This window comes from Deinococcus metalli, assembly GCF_014201805.1.
Lineage (GTDB): Bacteria > Deinococcota > Deinococci > Deinococcales > Deinococcaceae > Deinococcus > Deinococcus metalli.
This window is the reverse complement of record NZ_JACHFK010000011.1, coordinates 159,951-182,501: the sequence shown is the minus strand read 5'-3', so window position 1 is coordinate 182,501 and position 22,551 is coordinate 159,951. Positions and strand designations below refer to the sequence as shown.

Annotated in this window: 25 protein-coding genes, 1 other RNA gene and 1 pseudogene; 14 read left to right on the top strand and 13 right to left on the bottom strand. The window is 71.7% G+C overall.

The annotated features are described in order from the left end of the window. From HNQ07_RS24190 to mraZ, 7 genes and pseudogenes are all read right to left on the bottom strand, one after another. Nucleotides 1-144: pseudogene (locus HNQ07_RS24190) on the bottom strand (S-layer protein); the annotation flags it as partial. Nucleotides 145-261: 117 nt separating this feature from the next. Next, complete coding sequence (locus HNQ07_RS18800) at nt 262-1,449, bottom strand: FtsX-like permease family protein (protein ID WP_184114668.1); 1,188 nt, start codon at nt 1,447-1,449, stop codon at nt 262-264. 104 nt (nt 1,450-1,553) lie between these two features. After that, nucleotides 1,554-2,114 carry an RlpA-like double-psi beta-barrel domain-containing protein gene (locus tag HNQ07_RS18795; protein ID WP_184114666.1) on the bottom strand — a complete coding sequence of 187 codons (561 nt, stop codon included), beginning with the start codon at nt 2,112-2,114 and terminating at the stop codon, nt 1,554-1,556. 513 nt (nt 2,115-2,627) lie between these two features. After that, complete coding sequence (locus tag HNQ07_RS18790) at nt 2,628-3,977, bottom strand: peptidoglycan D,D-transpeptidase FtsI family protein (RefSeq protein WP_184114664.1); 1,350 nt, start codon at nt 3,975-3,977, stop codon at nt 2,628-2,630. After that, on the bottom strand, nt 3,968-4,357 hold the full coding sequence (locus tag HNQ07_RS18785; RefSeq protein WP_229832190.1) for a hypothetical protein: 390 nt from the start codon (nt 4,355-4,357) through the stop codon (nt 3,968-3,970). The genes HNQ07_RS18790 and HNQ07_RS18785 overlap by 10 nt, the downstream gene beginning before the upstream one ends. Then, the gene (gene rsmH, locus HNQ07_RS18780; protein WP_184114662.1) at nt 4,354-5,247 is read right to left on the bottom strand and encodes a 16S rRNA (cytosine(1402)-N(4))-methyltransferase RsmH; all 894 of its coding nucleotides are present in this window, start codon (nt 5,245-5,247) and stop codon (nt 4,354-4,356) included. Before rsmH ends, HNQ07_RS18785 begins: the two co-directional genes overlap by 4 nt. A gap of 2 nt (nt 5,248-5,249) precedes the next feature. Continuing rightward, nucleotides 5,250-5,678, bottom strand: a complete 429-nt coding sequence (mraZ, locus tag HNQ07_RS18775) for a division/cell wall cluster transcriptional repressor MraZ (RefSeq protein ID WP_184114660.1) — start codon at nt 5,676-5,678, stop codon at nt 5,250-5,252. A gap of 380 nt (nt 5,679-6,058) precedes the next feature. Here mraZ and HNQ07_RS18770 point away from each other — a divergent pair, with 380 nt between their 5' ends. Next, nucleotides 6,059-6,424: a DUF423 domain-containing protein gene (locus HNQ07_RS18770; protein ID WP_184114658.1), complete on the top strand. Its 366-nt coding sequence runs from the start codon at nt 6,059-6,061 to the stop codon at nt 6,422-6,424. 27 nt (nt 6,425-6,451) lie between these two features. Here HNQ07_RS18770 and rnpB read toward each other — a convergent pair. From rnpB to HNQ07_RS18755, 3 genes are all read right to left on the bottom strand, one after another. Continuing rightward, nucleotides 6,452-6,872: RNase P RNA component class A (rnpB, locus tag HNQ07_RS18765), an RNA gene on the bottom strand. Between the two features lie 25 nt (nt 6,873-6,897). After that, complete coding sequence (locus tag HNQ07_RS18760) at nt 6,898-7,656, bottom strand: pseudouridine synthase (RefSeq protein ID WP_184114656.1); 759 nt, start codon at nt 7,654-7,656, stop codon at nt 6,898-6,900. Further along, nucleotides 7,653-8,024, bottom strand: a complete 372-nt coding sequence (locus HNQ07_RS18755) for a hypothetical protein (RefSeq protein WP_184114654.1) — start codon at nt 8,022-8,024, stop codon at nt 7,653-7,655. The genes HNQ07_RS18760 and HNQ07_RS18755 overlap by 4 nt, the downstream gene beginning before the upstream one ends. Nucleotides 8,025-8,100: 76 nt before the next feature. Here HNQ07_RS18755 and truB point away from each other — a divergent pair, with 76 nt between their 5' ends. The 8 genes from truB (at nt 8,101) to HNQ07_RS18715 (ending at nt 16,217) form a co-directional block, all read left to right on the top strand. Continuing rightward, the gene (gene truB / locus HNQ07_RS18750; RefSeq protein ID WP_184114652.1) at nt 8,101-9,036 is read left to right on the top strand and encodes a tRNA pseudouridine(55) synthase TruB; all 936 of its coding nucleotides are present in this window, start codon (nt 8,101-8,103) and stop codon (nt 9,034-9,036) included. Between the two features lie 95 nt (nt 9,037-9,131). Further along, nucleotides 9,132-10,259, top strand: coding sequence for an NAD(P) transhydrogenase subunit alpha (locus HNQ07_RS18745; RefSeq protein ID WP_184114650.1), 1,128 nt, complete (start codon nt 9,132-9,134; stop codon nt 10,257-10,259). A gap of 27 nt (nt 10,260-10,286) precedes the next feature. After that, nucleotides 10,287-10,601: an NAD(P) transhydrogenase subunit alpha part 2 gene (locus tag HNQ07_RS18740; RefSeq protein ID WP_184114648.1), complete on the top strand. Its 315-nt coding sequence runs from the start codon at nt 10,287-10,289 to the stop codon at nt 10,599-10,601. A 2-nt stretch (nt 10,602-10,603) separates the two neighbouring features. Then, nucleotides 10,604-11,971 carry an NAD(P)(+) transhydrogenase (Re/Si-specific) subunit beta gene (locus HNQ07_RS18735; RefSeq protein WP_184114646.1) on the top strand — a complete coding sequence of 456 codons (1,368 nt, stop codon included), beginning with the start codon at nt 10,604-10,606 and terminating at the stop codon, nt 11,969-11,971. Nucleotides 11,972-12,293: 322 nt separating this feature from the next. Continuing rightward, nucleotides 12,294-13,598 carry a S8 family serine peptidase gene (locus HNQ07_RS18730; RefSeq protein WP_184114644.1) on the top strand — a complete coding sequence of 435 codons (1,305 nt, stop codon included), beginning with the start codon at nt 12,294-12,296 and terminating at the stop codon, nt 13,596-13,598. A gap of 7 nt (nt 13,599-13,605) precedes the next feature. Beyond that, complete coding sequence (locus HNQ07_RS18725) at nt 13,606-13,749, top strand: hypothetical protein (protein WP_184114642.1); 144 nt, start codon at nt 13,606-13,608, stop codon at nt 13,747-13,749. Nucleotides 13,750-13,821: 72 nt separating this feature from the next. Beyond that, nucleotides 13,822-15,330, top strand: a complete 1,509-nt coding sequence (locus HNQ07_RS18720; RefSeq protein WP_184114640.1) for a DUF4127 family protein — start codon at nt 13,822-13,824, stop codon at nt 15,328-15,330. Next, nucleotides 15,327-16,217 carry an ROK family protein gene (locus tag HNQ07_RS18715; RefSeq protein WP_184114638.1) on the top strand — a complete coding sequence of 297 codons (891 nt, stop codon included), beginning with the start codon at nt 15,327-15,329 and terminating at the stop codon, nt 16,215-16,217. The genes HNQ07_RS18720 and HNQ07_RS18715 overlap by 4 nt, the downstream gene beginning before the upstream one ends. A 1-nt stretch (nt 16,218) precedes the next feature. Here the strand turns inward: HNQ07_RS18715 and HNQ07_RS18710 are convergent, their stop codons facing one another. Then, a complete protein-coding gene (locus tag HNQ07_RS18710) occupies nt 16,219-16,437 on the bottom strand; it encodes a hypothetical protein (RefSeq protein WP_184114636.1) in 219 nt (72 codons plus the stop codon). A 221-nt stretch (nt 16,438-16,658) separates the two neighbouring features. Here HNQ07_RS18710 and HNQ07_RS18705 point away from each other — a divergent pair, with 221 nt between their 5' ends. After that, nucleotides 16,659-18,236, top strand: a complete 1,578-nt coding sequence (locus tag HNQ07_RS18705; RefSeq protein ID WP_184114634.1) for an L-glutamate gamma-semialdehyde dehydrogenase — start codon at nt 16,659-16,661, stop codon at nt 18,234-18,236. 7 nt (nt 18,237-18,243) lie between these two features. Here the strand turns inward: HNQ07_RS18705 and HNQ07_RS18700 are convergent, their stop codons facing one another. Then, nucleotides 18,244-18,594 carry a DUF4180 domain-containing protein gene (locus HNQ07_RS18700; protein WP_229832186.1) on the bottom strand — a complete coding sequence of 117 codons (351 nt, stop codon included), beginning with the start codon at nt 18,592-18,594 and terminating at the stop codon, nt 18,244-18,246. Between the two features lie 38 nt (nt 18,595-18,632). On the opposite strand from HNQ07_RS18700, the gene HNQ07_RS18695 reads away from it, so the two are divergent. The 3 genes from HNQ07_RS18695 to HNQ07_RS18685 are packed head-to-tail and all read left to right on the top strand — an operon-like array spanning nt 18,633 to nt 20,947. Continuing rightward, nucleotides 18,633-19,145, top strand: coding sequence for a DinB family protein (locus HNQ07_RS18695; RefSeq protein ID WP_184114632.1), 513 nt, complete (start codon nt 18,633-18,635; stop codon nt 19,143-19,145). Then, nucleotides 19,142-19,609, top strand: coding sequence for a DinB family protein (locus HNQ07_RS18690; protein ID WP_229832184.1), 468 nt, complete (start codon nt 19,142-19,144; stop codon nt 19,607-19,609). The genes HNQ07_RS18695 and HNQ07_RS18690 overlap by 4 nt, the downstream gene beginning before the upstream one ends. A gap of 45 nt (nt 19,610-19,654) precedes the next feature. Next, the gene (locus tag HNQ07_RS18685; RefSeq protein WP_184114628.1) at nt 19,655-20,947 is read left to right on the top strand and encodes an aminotransferase family protein; all 1,293 of its coding nucleotides are present in this window, start codon (nt 19,655-19,657) and stop codon (nt 20,945-20,947) included. 3 nt (nt 20,948-20,950) lie between these two features. On the opposite strand, the gene HNQ07_RS18680 is transcribed toward HNQ07_RS18685, so the two are convergent. Next, nucleotides 20,951-21,700 carry a WecB/TagA/CpsF family glycosyltransferase gene (locus tag HNQ07_RS18680; protein WP_184114626.1) on the bottom strand — a complete coding sequence of 250 codons (750 nt, stop codon included), beginning with the start codon at nt 21,698-21,700 and terminating at the stop codon, nt 20,951-20,953. A 72-nt stretch (nt 21,701-21,772) separates the two neighbouring features. Between HNQ07_RS18680 and HNQ07_RS18675 the strand changes: the two genes are divergently transcribed. After that, nucleotides 21,773-22,447, top strand: a complete 675-nt coding sequence (locus HNQ07_RS18675; protein WP_184114624.1) for a Crp/Fnr family transcriptional regulator — start codon at nt 21,773-21,775, stop codon at nt 22,445-22,447. The last annotated feature ends 104 nt before the right edge of the window (nt 22,448-22,551 follow it).

Below are 22,551 nucleotides of genomic sequence, written 5' to 3'. Positions count from 1 at the left end.
CCCGCTGGTGTCCTTGTCCACCCGCACCGACACGCTCAGGTCCGGCGTCGTCGGGTTCACGATGATGCTCTGCGCGCTGATCTTCGGTGCCGCCGCGGCCGTGCTCAGCAGCAGGGCTGCCGGAATCATCAGAATCTTGTTCATGGTGTGCCTCCGCCCATGAGCCTACGGGGGGGAACATGACGCGCTATGAGCCTCCCTGCGTGGATTGTTAATAGTGCTTCAGGTCACCGTCAGGCTCGGGGGCGGCGTCGCCAGGGCTCAGCGGATGATCCGGGCAGGCTCGATACCGGCGGCGCGGCGGGCTGGGATCAGGGCCGCGAGCAGCGTGGTCACCAGCCCCATGGCGTTCACGGCGAGCAGGTCAGTCCAGCGCACCTCGACCGGCAACGATGTCACGAAGTACAGGTCGCCCGGCAACTGGAAGGGCCGCACCGTGAAGTACGCGCTGATGCCCAGGCCCAGCAGGTTGCCCACCAGCAGGCCGCCGATGCCCAGGGTCAGGCCCTCGAGCAGGAAGACCCGGGTGATGACGCTGCGCGTGGCACCGATGGCCCGCAGGATGGCGATCTCCTGCGTCTTCTCGAACACGGCCAGCGTCAGGACGTTGGCGATGCCGAACGCCGCGACGACCACGATCAGGAAGACCACGAAGGTGATCACCTTCTTCTGCAGCGAGAGTTGGTCGAGCAGCGTGCCGTAGATGTCCTGCCACGGCAGCGCGCTGTAGGGCCGCGTCCGTGTGAGCGCGCGCCCGACGGCCGGAGCGAGGTCGGGGTTCGACAGCCGCAGCTGGTACCCGGTGACCGTCTGCATGCCCTGCAGGGTCTGCAGGGTGCCCAGCGACGTGAACGCGTACGCGCTGTCGATCAGGTAGTTGCCGGTGGTGAACACGCCGGCGACCGTCAGGGTGGTGCGCTTCTGCGTGCTGTTCAGCAGCCGCAGCTCGTCGGAGGTGAACGCCCCGATGGAGCGCGCCAGGGCCGAGCCGAGCATGATCTGCCCCGGCTTCAGCGCCGCGAGCACCTGACTTTCCTCGGGTTGCAGGTGCAGCACGCGGGCGGCGTCGGGCGTGACGCCGAACAGGGTCACGAAGTCGAAGCCGGCCCGCCGGCCCCCGCCCGCGGGCCGGGTGAGCAGGCCCTTGTCGGCGACATAGGGCGTGAATGCCTCCACGGCCGGGTCGGTCTTCAGTGCCGCCTCGAGTTCGCGGTCACGCGCGGCGGGCGTGTAGGCGGTCAGGCTCAGGTGCGGGCTGGCGCGCAGCGTGGCGTTGACCAGCGCGCCGGTAAAGCCGTTCGTCAGGCTCAGGGCGGCGATCAGCGCCATCACGCCAACCGCGATACCCAGAATGGTCAGGACGTTCTGGGTGCGGCGGCGGGCCAGGTGGGCGCGGGCCAGCGACCACGCCAGGGCCGTCTGGGATTCGGCGTGGGGGCGGATGGCCATGCGAAGCGGAGGATAGCAGACGCCCGCGCGTGCCCTGGACGACGTGGGGGCAACAGCAGAGCGGGCTCCCATGGCCGGGAACCCGCTCTAGATAGCTGGTCGGATCAGCGAACGGCGGTGATGCGTACCTGCCGGGCGCCGAAGCGCATCGCGTCGCCGCGCGTGGACATCCAGATGTCCAGGCTGCCCGTCTTCCGGGCCGCCATGGTGTCCTCGACGATGAACACGCGGCCCTTGAGCTGCGCGCTGTAGCGGCCGCTGAGGTCCTCGATCATGATCTTGGTGCCGTACGGGAACGTGCGGAGCAGGTCGCGGCTGAGGGCGACCACGCCGGGGCGCGTGCGGGTGCCGGTCGCGGTGATGAACGGCGTGGAGTCGGTCTGACCGGGCACGCTGTTGTACGCGGTGGCGCGGACGATGGCGACCTTGCCACGCACCGCGGTGTAGGCGACGGTGTCGGCGTTCTGGGCACGGGCCACGGTCTCGGCACGCAACTGGGCGGCGTCGCCAGCGGTCTGGGACGCGGCGGACGGCGCGGTGGCCAGGGCGTCCTGGACGGCGGTGACAGCAAGGGACGAATCGGGCAGGGCGGGCGTGGCAGCGGCGACGAGGCCACTCAGGCTCAACGCGATGCTGGCGAGCCAGCGAAAGACGGCATGGGCCATACTTCTCCTTCGGGTCGGTTGTGATTGCAGGGCCACGCTCGGGGGCGTGGTGGACGGTCGGATGTCCGAAGTGTCGGGCAGCGCAACACGCACCCCCCCTCAACTTCGAAGATGAGGCTAAGGGGCTCATATGGCAGTTTTCTAAGAATAGAGCCGGTTAAGACTCATGCAAAAAGGAGCCTGCCGCGAGTCTGATCGGCCGATCTCCCCTTTTTGCCGTCTAGAACGCAGTGTGTTCATGAGACCTTGTCTCATCTTTTCATTTAGATTCTCATTCTGTAGCACACAGAATGGGGGTCTGACCGCCCAAATCTTCTCATATTCGGGACCAAGACCCACATAAGCGTGATTCACATTACGCTTGGCCCGTCAGTCAGCAGCTGTCACGGCCGGGGTAACGCGCTCTGACGATGTGACGAATCCGCGATTCTCACCGTGCTCACATGTTGTGGACTCACCTATCATCACTGTCGGCCCAGACGGTGGAACACGCTCCGAGGCGGAGCGCCGAACTTACGGCGTCTTCGGCGGCGCGGGCTTGACCGTGGGGATCGCGCCCCAGCGCGACAGGACCTCGGTCGAGATGTCCTTGAAGATAGGCGCGGCCAGTTGCGCGCCGTGGTAGTGCACCTTGGCACCGTGAACCATCACCGTCACGGTCACGCGCGGAGCAGACGCCGGGAAGAAGCCCGCGAACACGCTGTCGTACACGGTCGCGGAGTAGCGGCCGTCCACCACGACCTGCGCCGTGCCGGTCTTGCCCGCGATCTCATAGCCCTTGATTCCGGCCATGCCCGGGATGCCCTCCTCGATGACCTTCTGCAGCATGGCCCGCGTCCTGCGCGCGGTCTCGGGCCGCAGCACCTCGTGCCGGGTGCCCGCGGGCATGCCGGCCACCAGCCGGGGCGAGACGTACATGCCGTCGTTCGCCAGGGCGTTGTACGCGGAGGCGAGTTGCAGCACGGTGGAACTCATGCCCTGCCCGAAGGCGTTGGTGGCGCGCACGAGTTCGTCCCAGCGCCGCAGGGGCTGCAACGTGCCCTTCGCGGTCGGTACGACCGGCATGTCCACGTACGTGCCGAAGCCGTACTTTGTGAGGTAACCGCGCATGCGCTCCGGCGCAAAGGGCTCGACCATGTGGCTCATGCCCACGTTGCTGCTGTACCGCAGGATGCCCTGGGTGGTCAGGGTGGGCGGGTGCGCCACCGCGTCGTTGATCACGCTGCCCCAGCGGCCCCCCACGTGCCGGCGCATGGGCGTGCTGTACGTCGTCTCGGGCGTGGTCAGGCCCTCGTTCAGCGCCGCTGCCACGACCAGTCCCTTGATGGTCGAACCCGGCTCGAAGACGTCCAGGAACGGCCGGTTGCGGCGCGCGCTGGCCGGGTAATCGCGCCACCGGTTGGGATCGAACGGCGGGTAGCTCGCGGCGGCGAGCACCTTCCCGGTCTGCGTCTCCATCACCACGACCGAGCCGTATTCCGCCTGGTGTTCCGGAACGGCCCGCGCAAGCGCCGCCTCGGCTGCCGTCTGAATGCCGCTGTCCAGCGTCAGGTTGACGTCCTGCCCGGCCGCGAGTTCGTGGTTGAAGGCGTACTCCAGGCCCTCGAGGCCCTCGGTGGCGCCCATCATGCCGAGCACCTGCCCGGCCAGCGGACCCTGCGGGTACACGCGGCCGCTGCTCACGCTGCGGGCCAGGACCTTGCCATCCGCGCTGAAGATGCTGCCGCGCGCCTGCACCGGCACCGCCTTCACGCCCTGCGGCGTGCCCCACTCGAGCTGCGCGTAGGCCACCACCAGGCTGAGGAACAGCACGGTCGCGATGACCTGCATGAGCACGGAACGTCGTCTGATCTTCACTTCCACTGGGTTCTGACCTCCACGGTGCGGCGTGGTGACGGGACGGCGGCGGGAACCGCAGCGGGCTTCGGCGTGGGAATGGGCTGGGTGACCTTCTCGGCCTCCGCGAAGCGGTGCATGCCGTTCGCGAAGGCCCACTCGCGGACCCGCTGCCCATTCGACAGCGACTGCACCTCGACCGCCAGGGTGGACCGTTCGGCAGTCAGGCGGGCCTCACGGTCCGTCACGGTCTTGAGGGTCGTGCGCACGTCCTTCGTGAGATACCGCACGGCCACGAGGGCCACGAGCAGCAGCAGGTAGATCAGCAGATAACGCAGCGCCCGGCCGCGCCACGTGGCGGCGCTGGTGTCCAGCGTGGGCAGGCCCGGCCGGCGCAGGCGGGTCACGCGTCCTCCCCGGCGGCCCGTTTCTCGGCGGCGCGGAGTTTGGCGCTGCGGGCGCGCGGGTTGTCGGCCTGCTCGGCCTCGGTCGCCACGACCGGGCGCTTGGTCAGCGGCCGCAGCGACCCGCTGGCCTGCAGGAAGCGCTTCACGATGCGGTCTTCGAGCGAGTGGAACGAGATGACCGCCACGCGACCGCCAGGCCGTAGCAGCGCCTCGGCACCGGCCAGGCCGTCCCGCAGCGCGCCGAGTTCGTCGTTCACGTGGATGCGCAGCGCCTGGAACGAGCGCCGCGCCGGGTGGATACCCTTGGAATGCCCAGGGTACGAGCGCTTGATGATGTCTGCGAGCTGCACGGTCGTCTCGATGGGCGCGCGCTCGCGGGCATACACGATGCCGCGCGCGAGGCGGCGCGAGTGGCGCTCCTCGCCGTACTCGTACAGGATCGCGGCGATCTCCTCCTCGGGGTAGGTGTTCACCACGTCGGCGGCGCTCTCGCCGGACTGGCTCATGCGCATGTCCAGCGGCGCGTCCGAGTGGTACGAGAAGCCGCGCTGCGTGTCGTCGAGCTGGAAGGAACTGACGCCGATATCGAGCAGCACGCCGTCCACCGCAGTCACGCCGGCCCCGGCGAGCAGCTGCGGCATGTCGCGGTAGTTGCCCTCCAGCACGGTCAGGCCGGGCCGGTCAGCCGCGCGGGCGCGCTCGAGCGCGTAGGGATCCTGGTCGATGCCGTACACGGCCGCGCCGGCGTCCAGCAGCAGCCCGGTGTGTCCGGCGCCGCCCAGCGTGCCGTCCACGTATACCTTGCCGGGCGCGGGGGCGAGCGCGTCGAGCACCTCGGCAGCCAGCACCGGCGTATGGGTCAGGGGGAAATCGGTCATGGAATCGGTCATGGTCACGCCACGAAGTTGCTCAGGAGGTCGGGTTTGGGCGGGTTGTCCTGCACGGCGCTGATGGCGGCTTCCCAGCGGGCCGGACTCCACAGTTCCAGCCGGCCCGGAGCGCCCGCCACGATCACGTCGCCGTCGAGCTGGGCGAAGGCGCGCAACGTCTGCGGGATGGACACCCGGCTCTGGTTGTCCAGCCGGGCCTTGTTCGCACCGGAGTAGAAGAAGCGCACGAAGGAACGCGACTCCGCGTCCGTGAGGGGCAGGCCCTCGAGCTGCTCCTCGACCCGGCGCCAGCTGGCGAGCGGGAAGACGTACAGGCACCCTTCCATGCCGCGCGTGAGAATCATCCCGTCCTCGACGAACTCCCGGAAGGGCGGCGGCATGACCACACGCCCCTTGTCGTCGATGGTGTACGGGAACTCTCCGAACGGCAACTCCACTCCTTTGCGTTCCCACCCCGTCCCACAATGCGTGGTTCGGGGCGGGCAGGCTGATCAGCCTGAAAAGGTGCATGGAGTCCCGTTTCAGGCTGTTGCACGGAGTGTAACAAGCCCTACCACGAATTACCACCCATTCCCACTTTTTCCCCCGCTTTCCCCCCAGATCCCTTCGCTTTTCCCACCGGTCTCCCCCGGAGTGCGCGAAGCGGCCTGCTGTGCAGAGCGGGCTGGCAACCGTGAAGTGCCGTCCCTGACGCATAAAGTAGCACTTCCGGCGCGGGTGGGAGGGGGTGGGTGAACGGCAGCTCCACGGTTCACCCACCCGGCACCACCCCGGGACGTTCCCACTGCCTCCCCCGCCCTACCCTGCGGACATGACCCCTGCCACGCGTTCCTTTCCCACCGCCCAGGCCGGCGCGGTCCTCGCCGCTATCGGCATCGCCCTGGGGGCCTTCGGCGCGCACGCCCTGAAAGCCCGCCTGGGCACCGACCTGCTCGCGGACTACGAGACCGGCGTGCGCTACCAGATGTACGCCGCGCTGGCGCTGCTCGCGCTGGGCAGCAGCGGCCGCCCGCAGCGCGCCGGGCTGTGGCTCACGCTGGGCGCCGTGATCTTCAGCGGCAGCCTGTACGTCCTGGCGCTGAGCGGCGTGCGCTGGCTGGGCGCGGTCACGCCCATCGGCGGGGCGCTGCTGATCGCGGGCTTCGTGATCGCGGCGCTGGACGCCCGGCGGGCGTGAAAGACCCCGGCGGGCGGCCGGGGTGGGTGGTGCGGGGGAACTGTAAGCCGGGTTCTGTCCGCCACTTGCGTGGCTGCGCGGCCATCTCTCTGGGACGCCTGTCGCCAGACGCCTCGAGCGACCATCCTGGCGGTCAACGGGCGGGCCGCCCTCGCGCACTGTCGGGTCTTGCACCGGATGGGGTTTACCAGCACGCCCGGTTCCCCGGACATCTGGTGCGCTCTTACCGCACCGTTTCACCCTGACCAGCGTCGTCCGCGCCGGGACTGCATGACGCTGGCGGTCTGGTTTCTGTGGCACTGTCCTTCGGCTTCGCCGCTCTCCACCCGCTGCGGCGCGCGGGTGGGCGCTCGACTCGCCGACCAGCCGTTAGCTGGCATCCTGCCCTGCGGTGCCCGGACTTTCCTCACCCGGACTCACGCCCGGGCGCGGCCGTGCATTCCCCCGCAAGGGAGGAGCATAGCAGGTGCGGCCTAGCCCCAGCGCCGCCGCATCAGGTCCCAGTTGCGATCCCAGTTGGGCGAGCCCGCACCGGTCGGCCGCATCAGGTCGGCCAGGTCGTCCGGGCCGAGTTCGCGGTACTCGCCCACGTCCAGGTCGCCCAGCCACAGGCCGCCGGTGCGGTAGCGCATCAGCCGCGTGACCGGGTGCCCGATGGCGGCGAGCATGCGGCGCACCTGCCGCTTGCGCCCCTCGCCCAGCACGATGAACGCGCCGCCGCTCGCGGGGGACGCGCTGATCGCGCGGGCCGGCCCGTCCGCGAGCGTGATGCCGTCCACCAGCGCGTCCAGCTCGTCAGCGGTCGGGTCGTGGTCGCCGCCGGTCCACGCGCGGTAGGCCTTCTCATGGCCGTAGCGCGGGTGCGTGAGCGTCAGGGTGAGGTCGCCGTCGGTGGTGAGGATCAGCAGCCCCTCGGAGTCCCGGTCGAGCCGGCCCACCGGGTGCAGGCCTGGAATGGCCGGCATGGCGTCCAGCACGGTGCGCCGGCCGTACTCGTCGCTGGCGGTGGTCACGTACCCGACCGGCTTGTACAGCACGAACGTGCGGGCCGGGGCACGCTGCGTCTCGATGAGCTGGCCGTCGACCCGCACGTCGTCGGCCTCGGTCACGCTCTGGCCCAGGGTGGCGACCTCGCCGTTCACGGTCACGCGGCCGGCCGTGATCATCGCCTCGGCCGCGCGGCGGGACGCGACGCCCGCCCGCGCGAGGCGCTTGTGCAGCCGCTCACTCACAGGCCGCGCCGCCGGGAGGGGTACGCGAGGACCGCCGCCGCCGCGAGCACGCCCAGCAGCGCGGCGATGCCCAGCAGCAGCGGTCGCGCGGTCGGTGGCAGAGCGCTGCCCGCCGCAATGACCGGCGCGACCAGCGACGCCACGACCAGCAGGTTGCCGCCCACCAGCGCGCCGGTGCGCAGGCCGTCGGGGCGGGCGCTGCCGGCCAGCGTGGACGCGCCCCACGCGAGCACCACGCCGCCCGCGACGCGCGCCAGCCACAGCGGCGCGACGCCGAGCAGCGCGGCCACCGTGGGCGGCAGGAAGTACAGGTACAGCCCGGTCAGGGCAAAGACCAGGCCGGTGATCAGGAAGACGGCGCGCAGCACGCCGCCCAGTGTAGCCGCACGGTGCGGCCCTGCGCCCGGGCGGGCGGCCCTGCCGCGCTCTGCTAGCCTCGGGCGCATGCCGGTCATCGCCGTGGACAAACCCCTGAACCTGACCTCGCACGACGTGGTCGACCGGGTGCGGCGCGCCCGCCGGACGCGCCGGGTGGGCCACACCGGCACCCTCGACCCGCTGGCGACCGGGGTGCTGGTACTCGCGGTGGACGCCAGCACCAAACTCGTGCAGTTCATGGAGGCCGACAGCAAGGATTACCTCGCGTGGGTGGCCCTGGGCGCGTCCACCGTCACGCTGGACGCCGAGGGGCCGGTGGACATGACCGCGCCCGTTCCCGAGCTGGACACGGACATGGTCCGCGCTGCCCTGTCGGCCCTGACCGGCCCGCAGCAGCAGGTACCGCCGCAGTACTCCGCGATCCAGGTCGGCGGGCAGCGGGCCTACGCGGTCGCGCGGGCGGGCGGAGCACTCGACCTGCCGGCGCGCTCCGTGGTGATCCACGACCTGGACCTGCTCGGCGTCTTTCCCAGCGTGCAGGCCGCACCGAAGGTTTTCTCCCCCACCCCGGACGGCTGGGCGCCGGACGCGACCGGCCGGACGTTCACGCTGCCGGCGGCGCTGGGCGAGCACCCCACGCTGCTGATCCGCGCGCGGGTGGGCAGCGGCACGTACCTGCGCTCGCTGGCCCGCGACCTGGGCGCGGCGCTGGGCGTGCCCGCGCACCTCGCGGGCCTGGTGCGCACGCGGGTGGGCCGGCACGGTCTGGACACTGCCGTGCCGCTGGACGCCGTGGCCGACGCCACGGGCCTGGGCGATCTGGACGCGCTGGAGTACCCCCGGACCGAGGTGGACGCCCTGACGGCGCAGCAGCTGCGACAGGGCAAGCGGCCCGCGCATCCGGCGCTGGGCCGGCACGTGGTCACGCACGGCGGCGCGCTGGTGGCCGTGGTGGACGCCGACGGCCACACCCTGAAGGTGGTGCGCGCGTGGGCGGAGTGAGGGCCGGCGTGCAGTTGGGTCGCGGCGGCGAGTCGGGATAGGGTAAGGCACCGACAACGCAGCGAGGCGAGACCAACGGCTGGACCGGGAGGCGCATGGCAGCAGTGGTGGGAGTGATGGTGAGCGACGATCCGGCCGAACGCCGGGTGCCCCTCGTGCCGGACGTGGCCCGCAAACTCGCGGGGCTCGGCGTGCAGCTCGTGATGCAGCGCGGCGCGGCGGCCCGCGCGCCGTACCCGGAGGACGACTACCCGGACGTGACGTGGGTGGACTCGGCCGCCGAGGTGGCCGCGCGGGCTGACCTGCTGTGGGTGCTGGGGCCGCCGCCGGACGAGGTGCTGGCCACGCTGAGGCCCGGCACGGTGCTGGTCGGCCTGCTCCAGCCGTATGCAAGTGCGGAGCGCATCCGGACGTTGCAGGAGCGGCAGGTCACGGCGTTCGCGATGGAACTCCTGCCGCGCATCTCGCGGGCGCAGTCGATGGACGTGCTGTCCTCTCAGGGCGCCGCCAGCGGTTACCAGGGCGCGCTGATCGCGGCCAGCCTGGCACCGAAGTTCTTCCCGATGCTGACGTACGCGGCGGGTACCATCCGGCCCGCGCGGGCGCTGGTGGTGGGGGCGGGCGTGGCGGGCCTCCAGGCGATTGCGACCGCCCGGCGGCTGGGCGCCATCGTCGAGGCCTACGACGTGCGGCCCGAGACGCGCGAGCAGATTGAGTCGCTGGGCGCGAAGTTCGTGGACACCGGCATCATGGCGGCGGGCACCGGCGGCTACGCGCGCGAACTGACCGAGGGCGAGACGGCCGCGCAGGCCGCAAAACTCGCGCGGGCCGTGGCGGGCAGCGACGTGATCGTCACGACCGCCGCCATTCCCGGGCGACGCGCGCCGGTGATCGTCACGGCGGCCATGCTCGCGGGCATGAAGCCGGGTTCCGTGGTCGTGGACCTCGCGGCCGAGACGGGCGGGAACGTCGAGGGCACCGTGGCCGACCAGGAGGTCGTGATCGGCGGCGTGCGCGTGGCGGGGCCGACCCACCTGCCGTCGCGGATGCCGGTGCACACCTCGGAGATGTACGCGAAGAACCTGCTGAACTTCGTGGCTCCGTTCGTGAGGGACGGCGAACTCAGCCTCGACTGGCAGGACGAGGTGCTCGCTGGCACCGCCCTGACGCACGCGGGGGCCGTTGTGAACGACCGTGTCCGACAGGCCCTCGCCCTCGCCTGATCGCCTCTCCATCCCGGAGGATGCCCTATGGACCTGTTCTATCTGTACATCTTCATGCTGGCCGCCTTCACCGGCTACGAGGTGATCGCGCGCGTGCCCGTGATCCTGCACACGCCCCTGATGTCCGGCTCGAACTTCGTGCACGGCGTGGTGCTGGTCGGCGCGATGGTCGCGCTGGGCCATGCGGCCTCGCCGCTGGAGCAGGCCATCGGCTTCTTCGCCGTGCTGCTCGGCGCCGCGAACGCCGCGGGCGGCTACGTGGTCACCGAGCGGATGCTGGCCATGTTCCGCAGCGACCGGCGGGGAGCGCCCGCGATGCCCGGCGCGGAGCGCGTGAAGTAGGCATGCAGACCTTCATCGACCTGACGTACGTCGTGGTGGCGGCGCTGTTCATCCTCGGCCTGAAAGCCATGTCGTCGCCGGCCACCGCGCGGCGCGGCATCGTGTGGGCGGGCGTGGGCATGGTCCTGGCAACCATCGTGACCTTCCTGACACCGGGCCTGGGGAACATCGGCCTGATGCTGCTGGCGATCGTGCTGGGCGGCGGCGCCGCGTGGTACCTGGGCCGCGTCGTGAAGATGACCGACATGCCGCAGATGGTCGCGGTGTACAACGGCATGGGCGGCGGCGCGGCGGCGGCGATTGCGGCGCTGGAGTTCGCGCGGGGCGAGGTGCACGGCGCCCTGCCGCTCACGCTGGCAGTGCTGGGCTCGCTGATCGGCTCCGTGGCGTTCAGCGGCTCGGTGGTCGCGTTCCTGAAATTGCAGGGCGTGATGAAACGCGCGTGGCGCCTGCCCGCCCAGAACACCGTGAACGCCGCGCTGGCCGCCGTGGTCGTCCTGCTGGGTCTGCTGACGGTGGCGACCGGGGGCACGCCGGCCGTGCTGGTGCTGTTCTACGTGCTGGCGCTGCTGCTGGGCGTGGTGCTCACGTCGCCCATCGGCGGGGCGGACATGCCGGTCGTGATCTCGCTGCTGAACGCCTTCACGGGCCTCGCGGTGGGCTTCGAGGGCTACGTGCTGGGCATCCCGGCCCTGATCATCGCGGGGATCGTGGTGGGCGCGTCCGGCACGCTGCTCACGCAGCTGATGGCGCGGGCCATGAACCGGCCGATCTCGAACATCATCTTCACGCCGATGACCGGCGAGGCGCAGGGCGGCGGGAGCGGCGTGGCCGGCACCATGCGCGAACTGAGCGCGCTGGACGCCGCCGCGATGATGCGCTACGCGCAGCGGGTGGTCGTGGTGCCGGGCTACGGCATGGCGGTCGCGGGCGCGCAGCACAAGGTGCAGGAGATGGCCAAGCTGCTGGAAGGCGCCGGGGTGGACGTCCGCTTCGCCATCCACCCGGTCGCGGGGCGCATGCCCGGCCACATGAACGTGCTGCTGGCCGAGGCAGGTGTGCCCTACGACAAGATCTTCGACCTGGAGGAGATCAACGCGGATTTCCCGCTGACGGACGTGGCGCTGGTGATCGGCGCGAACGACGTGGTGAATCCGGTCGCGCGGCACGACAAGGCCAGTCCGATCTACGGCATGCCGATCCTGGACGCCGACCGCGCCGCCCAGGTGATCGTGGTCAAGCGCGGCAAGGGCGCCGGCTACAGCGGCATCGAGAACGAGCTGTTCTACCGCGAGAACACCTCCATGCTGTACGGCAGCGCGCAGCAGGCCATCGCGGACGTGGTCACGAACCTCAAGGGCATGGGCTGACGCAGGCCGCCGGGCGCGTTCTGACAGCACTCTGACAGCGAAACGGGGCGTCCAGGACGGTCAAATGTCAGGGCGCCCCTCGGACTGGGGCGAAAATGTGACTCGAATGTGAACAGCTCCGGCGCGAGGCCGGCGAGGCGCTGGCGCGCGGCCGGCTGCCCCCGCCGGGGAGTGACTTTGGGGTCTGAAAGGTCACGGGGCAGTCACACGCGTGAGGAAAACTTCATGTGTCGAAGACCCTGGTGGCCAGTGAGGCGGCCAGCCGCTCTTCCCGGAGGCCCTGCCCATGACCAAACGCATCCGTTCTTTCCCTCTCATGTCGATGGCGGTCCTGGCCATGGCGATCACGGCCTGCGGCACCACGCCGTCGGTGGGCGCCCCGACCGGCACCGACGCCGGCGGCGACCGGCAGCTGGTGACGCTGCGGATCGGCCCGGGCGTGACCAGCGCGGCCCTGAGCGCGGCGCTGAGCGGCGCCCAGGTGCTGGTGTTCGACCACACGACGGGCCGCGCCGTGCTGAGCGTGCCGGCCGCCACCGCAGGTACCCTCGCGCCCGGCAGCATGAGCACGCAGGCACTGGGCAGCCTCGACGCCGGCGTGCTGGGCGTGGAGCCCGACGGCGTGATGAAGGTCCTGACCGACGACCCCGAGGCGGACGCGCTGGGCGCGACCACGTGGGCCGGCGGCCTGACCACCTGGGCCGGCGGCCTGACCACGTGGGCCGGTGGGGCCATCACGTGGGCGGGCGGCACGAGCTTCCTGAACAACACCGACCTGACCTCGGCCACGGCCTACTGGAACCGGCTCGGCCTCTCCACCGCGCAGCAGAAGATTCCCGAGCTGGGCAGCGGCGTGAAGGTCGCCGTGATCGACACCGGCCTTGACATGGCCCACCCGCTGCTGCAGGGCCGCATCGACAGCGCAGGCGGCTGGGACTACGTGGGCGGCGACGGGAACCCCCAGGAGGAGAACACGGGCGGCAAGTACGGCCACGGCACCGCAGTCGCGGGAATCGTCCTGCAGATCGCCCCGAACGCCAAGGTGATTCCCATGCGCGCCCTGGCGCCGGACGGCTCCGGCAGGATCTCGAATGTCACGGCGGCCGTGAACCGCGCGGTCAGCGTCGGCGCCCGCGTGATCAACCTGTCGCTCGGCTCGACCAGCAACTCGGTCGCGCTGAACACCGCGATCAGCGCGGCGCTGGCGCAGGGTGTCCTGGTCGTGAACTCCAGCGGGAACGCCGGCACGCAGGGCATCGTGTATCCCGGCGCCGGTCTGGGGACCACCTTCGGCGTGAACAGCGGCCTGTTCGCGGTCGGCAGCGTGACGCTGGGCCTGCAGAAGTCGGCGTTCACGCAGTACGGCGCCAACATGTCCATGACCGCGCCGGGCGAACTCGTGCTCACGACCTACCCCGATGCCCGCCTGGTGAAGGCCAGCGGCACGTCCTTCGCGGCCCCCGCCGTGGCCGGCGCGCTGGCCCTGGCGCTGTCCACCGGCGCCAGCAGCGCGTCCGTGATCACCGCCGTGAAGGCCAGCGCCACGCTCAACCAGGACCTACTCTTCAACCTCCAGCTGGGCGCCGGAACGCTGAACGTCGGCGCGCTCGCCGGGAAATTCCGCTGAGGCCCCCATGCAGACGCCCACACTGATCCTGCCCGCCGGGCCGCAGCCCCGCTCCCTCCCGACGCCCTCCCCCGCCGCACGGCCCGGCACGCTGCACGCCGGCAGCCGCGGCATCTGGAAGGACACCCGCACCAAACCCCTGGCTGCCTGAACCCGCCGACGCAGCACGCGCCCCGCCGACCGGTGGGGCGCGTGCTGCGTCCGGTGCTCTAGGCTGGACAGGATGCCCCCCTCGCCCCGCGTGCTGCTGATTCCGCCGGACACCCGCCCCCCCACCCTCGATCTGCCCGCGCAGCTCGCCCGCATGACCGGCGCCCAGGTGCGCGTGCCGCCGCCCCAGGCGCTGCCGGAATTCTTCACGCCGGGCGACACGGACGCGCTTGCGGCGTGGCTGGAGCGCGAGGCGGCGGACGCGGACGTGCTGGTGGTGAGCATCGAGACGCTGTGCCTGGGCGGCATGATTCCTGCGCGGCGGGTGCCGGACGACGTGAGCAGCGCGCAGGCGCGGCTGGGCGTGCTGGAGCGCGTGAAGTCCCGCCACCCCGCCGTACGGATCTACGCAGCGGGCGTGATCGTGCGGGTGGCCCACGACAACGATCCGCACGAGGAAAAGCCGTACTACGGTCAGTGGGGCCGGGAACTGCGGGCGTACTCGGCGGCCTTCGACCGCCACGCCCGCCACGGCGCGGGCGAGCGTGCCGCGCTGGACGCCGCCCGCGCCGCCGTGCCGCAGGACGTCCTGGCCGACTGGCTGGGCACCCGCGAGCGCAACCGGGCGCTGCACCTGCGGGCGCTGGAGTTGCTGCACGCCGGCGTGCTGTCGCACCTGTGCGTGACCCTGGACGACACGACCGAGTACGGCCTGGCCGCCTACGACCGCCGCCTGCTGGAGGCCCGCGCCGACGACCTGGGCGTGTGGGAGCACCTCGATATCTATCCCGGCGCGGACGAGGTGCCGTGCGCGCTGCTGGCCCGCGCCCTGCGGCCGGAGACCGCGCGGGTGTGGGTGCGCTACAGCGGCACGGACGGCGCCCGCGCGGGCCTGCTGTACGAGGACCGTCCCGCCGGGGATCTCGTGCGCGCCCACCTGCGCGCCGCCGGTTGCGTGCCCGCCGACACCGCTGCCGAGGCGGACTTCGTGCTGGCCGTGAACACGCCGGGCTCGCGGCAGGCGCACCGGCAGCCGGACTACGCCACCGTGGACACCGCGCAGCGCCACCTGCCCGCCTTCGTGGACGACCTGCGCGCCGACCTGGCGGCCGGCCGGACGGTCAGCGTGGCGGACATCGCGTACCCGAACGGCGCGGAGTGGCGGCTGTGGCGCCTGATGCAGCCGCTCTCCCTCGCCCGGCTGGCCGGCTACAGCGCGTGGAACACGGCCGGAAACACGCTGGGCTCGGCCGTCGCGTTCGGGAAGCTCGCCCCGCTGGTCACGGACCGCGCCGAGCACGCCGGCGCGCTGTTTTCGCGCATGGTGGACGACGCGCTGTACCAGGGCTGGGCCCGCAGCGAGGTCCGGTCCCGCCTGGTGGACCCCAGTCCCTTCGACCTGGGCGCACAGCGGGACGCGGCCGAGGCGCACCTGCGGGACGTGATCACGCCGCGTATCCAGGCGCTGTGGGACACGCACTTCGCCGCCGAGGGCCTGGACCTCACGGCCGGACCACCGCGGCTGGCTTGGCCGCGGCTGTTCACCGGCGTCTTTCCCCTGACGGTGCGGGGGCGGGCGTGAGCGGAGCGCTGCTGGCCCTGGACGTGGGCGGCACGTCCATGCGCGCCGCCCTGGTGGTCGGCGGCCGGATCACGGAGCGCGTGGAGGCCGCCACGCCCAAACCGTCCACCCCGGACGCCGTGATTCCCGCAGCCGTGGCCCTGGCCCGCCCGCTGGCGGCGCGGGCCACCGCCCTGGGCGTGGCGTGCGCGGGCGCGGTGGCGCAGGGCCGCGTCACGGCGACCGCCACGCACACCTTCCCGGGCTGGGTGGACATTCCCCTCGCACAGCGCCTGAGTGGGGGCCTGGGCCTGCCGTGCCGGGCGCTGAACGACGCCCGGGCCGCCGCGTGGGGCGAGGCGCAGGCTGGAGCCGGTCGGGGCGCGCCGGAGTTCATGTTCGTGACGGTCAGCACCGGCGTGGGCGCGGGCCTGATCCTGGGCGGGCGGCTGCACCTGGCAGGCAACGGCCTGGACGCGGAACTCGGCTTCGTGTCGGTGCCGGCGGCGTGGGCGCCGGGCACCCCGGTGCCGCCGCTGGGCGCCCTGGGGCCGCTGGAATTCGAGTCGAGTGGCACCGCCCTGAACGCCCGAGCCCACCTGCTTGGGCATGTGGACGCGCGCGCGCTGTGTGACGCCGCCGAGGCCGGGGACGAGCGCGCCGAGGCCGCGTACTCGCGCTCTGCGGCACTGATCGCGTGGAAGAGCGCGGACGTGGCCGCCCTGCTGGGCATCACGCGCGTCGCGCTGGGCGGCAGCGTGGGCCTGCGGAGCGGATACCTGGACCGGGTGCGCATGGCCCTGGAGCACTTCCCGCCGCGCTACCGCCCGGAAATCGTGCACGCGGAGCTGGGCGCCGACGCCGGGCTGATCGGCGCGGCGCTGTGGGCGGGCCGACCGGCGGACTGACTCAGGGCGAGCGCCGGCCGACGATCCAGCCCTCCTCCACGCACGCGAACGGGGAATGCAGCACGCTGATGAGGGTGCGGCCCTCCTCGGCCGTGGCGGGCGTGACGGTGTGCCACGCGCCGGCCACCTGCACCCGGATCAGGGAGCCGCCGTGTGGATCGACCTCAAGGCGGTAATTGCCGATGGGGTGGGAGCCGTGCGGAATGGCGGGAACATGCATCGTGACCTCCGGGTGCGGGCGTCGGGCGCGGATGTGGCCCGGGTGGAGAGATGGTGGAGCGCGCCACATGACCGTGGCGTGACCGCCTGTCAATTGCAAAGTCCACAGGGGGCGACAGGCCACCCTGTCGAGGTGGAAACGGACGAAATTGTGCGTCTGACAGCGCATCTTCCGCTCCCAGGGTGGCCGTGTTAGGCTCGCGCCACCACAAGGAGACGCCCATGACCCAGACGATGCTGGCAGGACTGCTGCCCTTCGAGCACGAGCCGTACCACCGCTATTCCGATCCCACTGTGGCCGAAGCGCAGCGCGCCGCGTTCCGGTCCGTGCGCGAGCAGCACGTGGGCCGCACCCTGCCCCTGATCATCGGCGGGCGAGAAGAACACGGCGACGGCACCACCGCCGTGCGCAATCCCGCCGACACCCGCGAGACCGTGTGGTACGCCCAGAACGCCACGCCGGACCAGCTGGAGCGGGCGGTGCAGGCCGCGACGGACGCCTTCGAGGAGTGGCGCTACAGCGATCCGCTGCAACGCGCCAGCATCTTCAAGCGGGCCGCGACCCTGCTGCGTGCGCGCCGCCTGGAGTTCAACGCCGTGATGACCCTGGAGAACGGCAAGAACTGGACCGAGGCGGACGGCGAGGTGGCCGAGTCGGTCGATCACTTCGAGGTCTTCGCGCGTGAGGCGCTGCGCTGGGCGCAGGGCAAGCCGGTGGCTCCCATGCCGGACGAGCACGTCACCACGGTGTACGAGCCGCTGGGCGTGGTCGCGTGCATCAGTCCGTGGAACTTCCCCAGCGCGATCCCACTGGGCATGGCCCTGGGCGCGATCGCCGCCGGAAACACCGTGATCTGGAAGCCCGCGCCGGAGACGCCGCTGTCGAGCTACCTGCTGGTCGAGCTGCTGTTCGAGGCCGGGCTGCCGCGCGGCGTGATCCAGTTCCTGACCGGTACGAACGACGTGCTGGGCGATCCGCTGGTCGACCATCCCCGCGTCCGCATGATCGCCTTCACGGGCAGCAAGGCGGTGGGCTGCCGCATCTACGAGCGGGCCGCGCGGGTGCAGCCAGGACAGACGTGGCTCAAGCGCGTGATTGCCGAGATGGGCGGGAAAGACCCCACAGTGGTCTGCGCCGACGCCGACGTGGACGCCGCCGCGCTGGGCATCGTGCAGGCCGCGTTCGGGTACAGCGGCCAGAAGTGCAGCGCGTGCTCACGCGTGATCGCGGAGGCGGACGTGTACGACGACCTGCTGGAGAAGGTCGTGTCCCTGACCCGCACGCTGCGCGGCGGCCTGCCGGAGGACAACGCGGACCTTGGCCCGGTGATCCATGAGCGCAGCGCCGAGCGGATCATGGCGGCGCTGGCCGGCAAGCACGGCGACGCGCGGCTGGTGCTGGGCGGCGACCGCCCCGACACCGGTGAGCGCACCGGCGGCTACGTCTCCCCCACCATCCTGGCGGACGTGGCGCCCGGCGATTCCCTATTCCAGGAGGAACTGTTCGGCCCGGTGCTGACCTTCACGCGCGCGGAGTCGTGGGAGCACGCGATCGCCCTGGCGAACGACAGCGAGTACGGCCTGACCGCGTCGTTCTACAGCCGCGACCCCGCGAAGATCGCCGCGGCCCGCCAGCGCATGCACGTGGGTAACCTGTACGTGAACCGCAAGTGCACCGGCGCGCTGTCGGGCACGCACGCCTTCGGCGGTTACGGCATGAGCGGCACGAACGCCAAGGTGGGCGGCCCGGACTACCTGTTCTGGTTTCTCCAGACCAAGACCATCGCCCAGCGGTACTGACATGCACTCACGGCAGCGACTCCAGCCACGCGCGGGCCTCGGCCTCGCCCTGCACGATGCGGATCAGGGGGTGGCGGCGGTGCTCGCGGACGAGGTCCTCGAAGCGCTCACCGTGGGCCGCGGGGTCCGGCACGACCAGGGCGACGGCCACGCGGTAATTCGTGAACTTCTGGAAGACCTCGCCGGCCAGCCCGCTGCCCAGCCGGAAGAACTCCGGGGCCACGTCCGCCTCCGTGAAGATCACGCCGCGCACGCCGAGGGCCGCGCCGACCACCGTGTTCACCTCCGCCCACGTCAGCACCGGGAGGCCCAGGTCGCGGGCCATAGCGATCCGCAGCACTTCGTCCGCCTTCATCATGTCCGCAGCCTACGCGGCGGCGGTGCGAGACTGCACGCATGAGCGACGCCTCCCCCACCGACGACCGCAACGCGCGCGCGCAGCTGGCCTTCGCCCGGCTGCTGCCCAAACTCTTCCGGGGCGGACAGGCCTTCGTGGGCGTGGAGGCGTCCCTGAGCGGCCTGGACGCCGACGTGGCCACCACCCGCCCGCCGGGCCTGCCGCACTCGGTGGCGGAACTGGTGGCGCACGTGAACTGGTGGAACCGCTGGATGCTGGACATCATCGAGATGGGCGAGGCGCAGCCGTACCCCAAACGCGCCGCCGACACGTGGCCCGAGGTGGACGCGGCCGAGTGGGGCCGCGTGCGCAACGAGTTCTACGAGCTGCTGGCCCGCGTGGACACGCACGCCGCGCGGCCCGATCTGGCCAACCCCGTGAACCACGAGGAGACCATCGGGGAACTGCTGGCCGACTTCGCGCTGCACACCGCGCACCACTTCGGGCAGGTCGTGACGGTGCGCCAGGCGCTGGGCGCGTGGCCCCCGCCCGGCGGCGGCGATACGTGGTGAGCGGGCCGGCCGAGCGCGCCGTCGGGAACCTGTTCCTGGGCGGCCCGGCGAACGTGTCGTGGGAGCGCGCGCTGGAGGGACTGGACGCCGCGGACGCCCTGCGCGTGCCCGCCGGCCTGCCTCACGCCGTGGGGCAGGTCGCCGCCCACGTGCAGTTCTGGCAGGCGTGGCTGCTGGACGCCGCCGCCGGCGACGCGCGCCCGTGGCCCGAGCATGCGGCCGGCGGCTGGCCTGAGCCCGGCGCGTGGGACACGCTCCGACGTGACCTCCTGACCGCCCAGGCCCGCCTGCGCGACCTCGCGCGCGACCCGGCGTTCATGTCCGGAAGCACGCCGCAGGGGCAGCCGTGGGCCGCGACCCTCGCCTCCTTCGCCGGGCATGGCGTGTACCACCTGGGTCAGGTCGTCGTGATCCGGCAGGCGCTGGGGCTGTGGCCGCCGCCGTCGGGTGGCGACACGTGGTAGGCCCGGCCCACTTCTCCGTGCAGGGCAGATCTCCGAAAGGCATCCATGTCAAACGTCTTCTACCGCAGCAGCACCTCCTATCCGCAGGCCGTCCGCGCCGACGGCGTCTTCCTCTACGACGCGGCCGGAACGCGCTATCTGGATGGCAGTTCCGGCGCGCTGGTGGCGAACGTCGGCCACGGTCGGGCCGAGGTGGCGGACGCCATGGCCGCCCAGGCGCGCCGACTGGCCTTCGTGCACGGCTCGCAGTTCACGAGCGACGTGCTGGAGGACTACGCGTCGCGCCTCGCCACGTTCCTGGACCTGCCGGACTTCCGGCTGTGGGCGGTGGCCGGCGGCTCCGAGGCGAACGAGAGCGCGATCAAGCTCGCCCGGCAATATCACGTTGAGCGCGGCGAGCCCGGTCGCTTCAGGGTGGTCACGCGGGTGCCGAGCTACCACGGCGCGTCGCTGGGCGCCCTGGCGGCGTCGGGGATGGGCGCGCGGCGGGCCCTGTACGCGCCGCTGATGCGCGAGGACGCATGGCCCAAGATGCCGAAACCCGACCCGACGATGTCCGGCCAGGACGACGCCGAACGGCTGCGCGCGCTGCTGGAGGCGGCCGGGCCGGACACGGTCTCGGCGTTCATCTGCGAGCCGGTGGTGGGTGCGTCCGACGCGGCGCTCGCGCCGAACGCCGGGTATCACGCGGCGGTCGCGGCGATCTGCCGCGAGTACGGCGTGCTGTTCATCGCGGACGAGGTGATGAGCGGCATGGGCCGCTGCGGCGCGCCGCTGGCCGTGCGGCTGGGCGGGGACACCACGCCGGACATCGTGGTGCTCGGCAAGGGCCTCGCGGCCGGGTACGCGCCCCTGGCGGGCGTGATGGCGAGCCCGGAGGTGTACGCCACCGTCATGGACGGCAGCGGCGCGTTCAAGCACGGCTTCACGTACGCGGGGCACCCGGTCAGCGTGGCCGCCGGCCTGAGCGTGCTGGACATCGTGCAGCGCGAGAAGTTGGTGATGGCGGCGCGGGAACGCGGCACTCAGCTCATGGCCGGCCTGCGGGAGCTGACGGCCCGGCACCCGCACGTGCTGGAGGTGCGCGGGCACGGCCTGCTGCTGGGCGTGCTCCTGGGCGATCCGGCCACTGGCGAGGCCTTCCCGCAGCCGGGCATCGCAGAGCGCGTGTCCGCCGCCGCCCGCGGGCGCGGCCTGCTCACCTACCCTGGCTCCGGCGCGGTGGACGGCGTGCGCGGCGACCACCTGCTGCTGGGTCCGCCGCTGAGCATCACGTCGGCGGAAGTGGCTGAGATGCTGGAGCTGCTGGACGGAGCGCTGGCCACCGTCGCCAAATGAGCCTCAGCGCGGCCTGCGTTTCTCCGCCTGCACCATCTGCGTGAACTGAAACAGCCGGGGCGCGCGGCCCCAGCGCTTGCGGTCGCCGGCCACCCGCCAGATCCACTCGACGCCCATCCGGCGCGTCCAGTCCGGCGCGAGTTGCGCGCTGCCCGCCAGCACATCCAGCACGCCGCCGCAGCCGATCATGACGGGCACGCCCATCACCTGCCGCCAGTACTGGTTGAAGGTCTCCTGCCGCCGGGCGCCCATGGCCGTCAGCAGCAGATGCGCGCCGCTGCCTTGCACGAGTTCCGCGACCCGCTGGTCCTCGGGCAGGTCGAAGTAGCCGTGGTGCGTCCCCGCCACCTGGATGCCGTAGTCGCGCACGGCATTCTGCGCGGCGAGTTCGGCCACCCCGGGCTTGGAGCCCAGCATGAACACCTTCAGGTCGCCCCGGTGGCGTTCCATTAATCCCTTCACGAGGTCGTAGCCGGGCGCGCGCGGCACGTCCTGGTGCAGCAGTTGCCGGGCGGCCCACACGATGCCCACGCCGTCGGCCGTCACCAGATCCGCCGCCTGGATCGCCGCCACGAAGTCCGGCTGGCTCTGGCACTGCACGATGAATTCCGGGTTCAGAGTGACGACCGTGTGCGGCGTACGCGCGTCCCGGAACATCCACCCGCCCAGCGTGTCCAGTGCGTGGTCGAGCGTGACGGGATCGAGCGGCAGGTCAAACAGCGACAGCCGGGGCGGCAGGGTCGGGACGGTCATGCTGCGGGAATTGTAATGCGCGGCGGCGCGGCCGTGCGCTGTGGGCCCGGCGGGTACGGCATACTGCTACGCATGTTGCCCGGAGCGTTTGGTGTGTTGCCTGCAGACGCGCAGGCGCAACTGCAGAGTGCCGGCCGCGCCGGCCGCTGGTCGCGCGGCGGTCTGCTGTTCCACCCGGAGGACGCGGCCGAGACGCTGTTTCTCCTCACGCGCGGCGCGGTGCGGCTGTACCGGCTCGGCTCCGGCGCGCGCGAGGTGACGCTGGACGTCCACGGACCGGGCGACCTGCTGGGCGTGGGCAGCCTCACGCCGGGCGCGCGCTACGGCATGTACGCCGAGGCGATGGACGACACCGAGGCGCTGCTGCTGGGCCAGGACGTGCTGTCGCGCGTGCGGCAGTCGCAGCCGTCGGTGGCGGTCGCGCTGGGCGAGCAGCTCACCCGGCAGACGCGCGGCGTGCAGGAGCGGCTGTCGGGCCTGGTGTTCCTGGAGGTCTCGCAGCGGCTGGCGCTGGCGCTGCTGAACCTCGCGGAGCGCGAGGGCGGATGGCCGCCGGGCGGCACGCTGGCCCTGCGCGACCGTGTGTCGCACCAGGACCTCGCGCACGTGGTGGGCAGCACGCGCGAGACGATCACGAAGCTGCTGGGAGATTTCCGCACGCGCGGCCTACTGGACATCGGCTACCGCCGCATCGTCCTGACGGACAAGGACGGTCTGACGCGCGCGATGCAGGAGCCGCTGCGCTGACCGTGCGGGCGTGACGGCCGAACACTGAAGTCGAGTTGAGCTGCCCGGACGGAGCCGTCCGGGTGGGAAGGAATGGGATCGGAGTGGCGCGGAGTGTGGCGGCG